This window comes from Bartonella sp. ML70XJBT, from assembly GCF_028618425.1.
Classification (GTDB): domain Bacteria; phylum Pseudomonadota; class Alphaproteobacteria; order Rhizobiales; family Rhizobiaceae; genus Bartonella.
The window spans coordinates 1-3,930 of record NZ_JAQISX010000053.1 but is presented as its reverse complement, the minus strand read 5'-3'; the positions used below and the strand labels follow the sequence as shown (position 1 = coordinate 3,930).

Below are 3,930 nucleotides of genomic sequence, written 5' to 3'. Positions count from 1 at the left end.
CATCTGAGAACTATACAGACAAGGCAACCAATAAGAAAATAGACAAAACAGAATGGCATTCTATTGTGGTTTTTAATCCACATTTTGCAAAAATAGCACTTCAGTATCTTCATAAAGGAAGCAAAGTTTATATAGAGGGGCAGTTACAAACCCGTAAATGGCAAGATAAAAACGGTATTGATCGATTTGTAACAGAAGTCATTTTACCTAAGTACAAAGGCGACTTAAAGCTGTTAGATGGCAAAAATGATGATGATCAAGAGCAGTCATCTCCTTATGAGAGAAGCATTTACAGACCTCTTGATATGCCTACAGTACCAAATGACAGCGTTCCTTTTTAATAGAGGCTATCTGTGAAAAAAAATAAAAAGAGGGGACGCCCTAAAATCACAGGGCAGCCAAGAGAAGCCAATGGTCGTATATCGCGAGCAAAATCGCCTCGTGAAGCCGTTGATAAATTGGCAATAGAAATGCGTGCAAAGCGCTTCTCTTTAAGCTTACAAGAGGCTAAAAATCCGCTTTCTGGTACTTATATAGGGCGGCTTTGTTTGAAAGGTGTACTTACACAAGAGCAATATGACGCTGCACAACAATATCTACAGATAAGAAATGATTACCTTTGTGCAAAAGGCTTGCCTAATGCGATTTATGACGAAATGCCATCATCCGCTGATGATAAAGCAAGAGACAAATGGGTAGAATTTGCAACAGAGAAGTTTTTAAACACGCAAGAGGCATTAAAAGAAGCGCAACATCTTTATAGACAGTACAATCTTTACGCTGCGCTACAGTACCTTGTTATAGAAGATCAAGAATTACCGCATCTTATAAGCTCACTACGTGTCGCTCTTAATGCGCTTCAAAAGCACTTCCATTAAGATTTTTTAATTGCATTTATAAACCGCTTGCATTTTCACTAATCCAGTTGTGTAATTGATTAATAATTTTATTTTTTCTGTCAATTGTTTCATTGAGTTCAGAGATATTGCTATTTATGTTAAGAATTAACTTCATATATTCTGGTTTTAAATGATCAGGCGATGAAAGAAGTTCTTTAGTCATAATATCTCGCTGTTTAATTTGTTCCAATAATTGAGAAACCAGCTTATTTCTATCAAAAGAAAGATAATTCCTCTCTATAATCGTAGCACGTATACTAATAATCTTTTGATTACGAGGAAAACGTTTTTCTAAGCAATGAAACATGATAGCCTGTTGTGACAGCGACTCTTGTAAGTCATTTTTCATAAAATCTAAAACTTTTAATATGTTTTCTTGTCCACGCTCTATGTTCTCTAATATTTTTGTTGTTTGTGAATGAGACTTATCTTCCTGTCCAGCAGATCCATTTGATATAGGACATGCTATTAAAAGCATAACAAATAATAGTTTTTCTTTAAATAAAGACTTTTTCATAAGCATTGTTTTTTATATCCTCTAATTCTATCTATCATCTAATATCTATCATCTAACAGATTCCCTTTGAAATTATCAATATGTGTTATTTTTGTGTTGACAAAGTGATGCAAATCGTATTTAATGACGTTGCTGTACTTAGGCGTATTGTGTCTAAATGAGGGTTGGATACAGTTTAAAGCCCTGCAAATGCGGGGTTTTTTATTATCTGGAGGGAGGAATTTATGACATCAGAAAACACACAACAGGTTTTACAACCGACCAAAAAGCCTCTGCCTCCTAATGCTGGTCAAGGGCGTGTTAAAGGGGTTCCAAATAAGAATACACGGCTTTTAAAAGAGGCGATTATTAAAGCTGCTGAATTGGCAGGGAATAAATATGGTAAGGAAGGGCTGATTTCTTATCTCGAAAAGCAAGCAATAAGATGCCCTACTGCTTATTTAGCGTTGCTTGGTAAGATCTTGCCTTTGCAAGTGACGGGGGAAGATGGGGGAGCCATTAAGATCATAGGGCGTGTGGAAATAGCGCCTTTAACAATGAATGACGACAAGACAGATTAAGATTGTACCAAAGCTTATTCCACTTTTTGCAGGAGATGCTTTGGTGCGGGCAGCTTGGGGTGGACGAGGGTCTGGAAAGACAAGATCTTTTGCCTTGATGGCTGCTTTAAAGGGCTATCAATTTGGCATGCAAGGGATATCGGGCACTATCCTTTGTGCGCGTCAGTTCCAAAATTCGCTCGCAGAAAGTTCATTAGAGGAGATTAAGCGCGCTATTGAAGCGCATGACTTTTTGAAGGACTATTACAAAGTTGGGGAGTCTTCGATTAAGTCGAATGACGGGCGTATTGCTTTTCAGTTTTGTGGACTAGATCGGAATATTGCGAGTATCAAATCCATGGGGCGGATATTGCTTTGTTGGGTTGATGAAGCAGAACCCGTCACAGAGACAGCTTGGCAGACGCTTATACCGACGTTGCGTGAAGAAGGAGAGGGTTGGAGAGCAGAATTATGGGTAACATGGAACCCATTACGAGACAATGCACCGGTTGAAAGGCGATTTCGCTTTTCAGACAATAAAGCCATTAAACGTGTTGAGATCAATTGGTCCGATAATCCGAAGTTTCCAAAGATCTTGAATGAAGCGCGGCTTGATGATTTGAGAAACCGTCCAGAGACCTATAAGCATATATGGGAGGGGGCTTATCTTACAGCGGTTCAAGGTGCTTACTTTCAAAAGGAAATGTTGGCAGCCGAGCAGGAGGGGCGGATAGGGCGTGTTGCACGTGATCCTTTGATGCAGATACGCGCCTTTTGGGATATTGGGGGCACGGGCGCTAAGGCAGATGCAACGGCTATTTGGATAGCGCAATTTATTGGCAGAGAAATCAGAGTGCTTGATTATTACGAGGCACAAGGGCAGCCGTTGTCGGAGCATATCGGTTGGTTGCGTGACAATGGTTATGAGAAGGCACTGATGGTGTTACCCCATGATGGAGCGACCAGGGACCGTGTGCACAATGTGAGTTTTGAGAGTGCTCTTAATGATGCGGGTTTTGAAACGCAAGTGATCCCTAATCAAGGGGCAGGTGCTGTTAAGATGCGCATAGAGGCAGTGCGGCGTATCTTACCTTCTGTTTGGTTCAACGAGGAAACAACGGTAGCAGGACGCAAGGCACTGAACTGGTATCATGAAAAATGGGATGAGAAGCGGAATATAGGGTTAGGCGCTGAGCATGATTGGTCCAGTCATGCAGCCGATGCCTTTGGCTTAATGTGTGTGGGTTATGAACAGCCGGTGCAGAAACATAAGAGAGAAGCTTATAGCGGTAGAGACGCTTATGAGAGCACGTCATGGATGGCAGAATGATGCATGATGAAGAGCATTTAGAGCAAGATAGCAACATTTCAGATTTGTCGACAGAAGGCTTGTTTCGCAAGCTTGTGAATTGGTATAAAGAAGATGTTGAGCATGTGAACAAATGGCGTGAACAAGCCCGTGAAGATTTTCGTTTTTACAATGGAGATCAGTGGAATGAAGCCGATTTAGCGGCATTAAAAGAACAGCGCCGCCCCGTTATGACTTTTAATCGGATAGCCCCGCTTGTGAATGCGGTTGTGGGGTCAGAACGCAATAATAAGCGAGAGGTACAATTTATCCCCCGTCAAATAGGTAAGGCATTGCCAAGTGAATTGCTTACAGGGGCGGCGGAATGGTTTCGTGATATGGCACAAGCGGAATATGCGGATTCGGATGCTTTCCAAGATGCTGTCATCTGCGGCATGGGCTGGACTGATACGCGACTTGATTATGAGAATAGCCTTGATGGTGAACCGGTTATTACACGTTTAGACCCGTTAAAGATGGTTTGGGACAGCGCAGCCGTGCAACCGAATTTAACCGATGCACAACGTATGTGGTATGTGGACCGCAAGCCTTTGGAAGTTGCAAGACAAATGTTTCCGAAAGCCCATTGGAGTGAACTGAGTGCGGATTGGGCGAGAGATGGGAGTG

6 protein-coding genes are annotated in these 3,930 nt (G+C 41.8%); 5 read left to right on the top strand and 1 reads right to left on the bottom strand.

Translation table 11 applies throughout. The features are described 5' to 3' along the window. Positions 1-341 (top strand): single-stranded DNA-binding protein (ssb, locus tag PVV65_RS09165; RefSeq protein WP_273789956.1); only part of this gene is annotated, 341 nt, incomplete at its 5' end. Between the two features lie 12 nt (positions 342-353). After that, positions 354-878 (top strand): hypothetical protein, encoded by a 525-nt coding sequence (locus PVV65_RS09160; RefSeq protein WP_273789955.1) that lies wholly within the window; start codon positions 354-356, stop codon positions 876-878. 16 nt (positions 879-894) lie between these two features. On the opposite strand, the gene PVV65_RS09155 is transcribed toward PVV65_RS09160, so the two are convergent. Continuing rightward, positions 895-1,422, bottom strand: a complete 528-nt coding sequence (locus tag PVV65_RS09155; RefSeq protein ID WP_273789954.1) for a hypothetical protein — start codon at positions 1,420-1,422, stop codon at positions 895-897. A gap of 218 nt (positions 1,423-1,640) precedes the next feature. Between PVV65_RS09155 and PVV65_RS09150 the strand changes: the two genes are divergently transcribed. The 3 genes from PVV65_RS09150 to PVV65_RS09140 form a co-directional block, all read left to right on the top strand. After that, positions 1,641-1,976, top strand: a complete 336-nt coding sequence (locus tag PVV65_RS09150) for a hypothetical protein (RefSeq protein WP_273789949.1) — start codon at positions 1,641-1,643, stop codon at positions 1,974-1,976. Continuing rightward, the gene (locus PVV65_RS09145; protein WP_273789953.1) at positions 1,957-3,285 is read left to right on the top strand and encodes a PBSX family phage terminase large subunit; all 1,329 of its coding nucleotides are present in this window, start codon (positions 1,957-1,959) and stop codon (positions 3,283-3,285) included. Before PVV65_RS09150 ends, PVV65_RS09145 begins: the two co-directional genes overlap by 20 nt. After that, on the top strand, positions 3,270-3,930 hold a 661-nt coding region (locus PVV65_RS09140), incomplete at its 3' end, for a portal protein (RefSeq protein WP_273789952.1). The genes PVV65_RS09145 and PVV65_RS09140, both read left to right, overlap by 16 nt.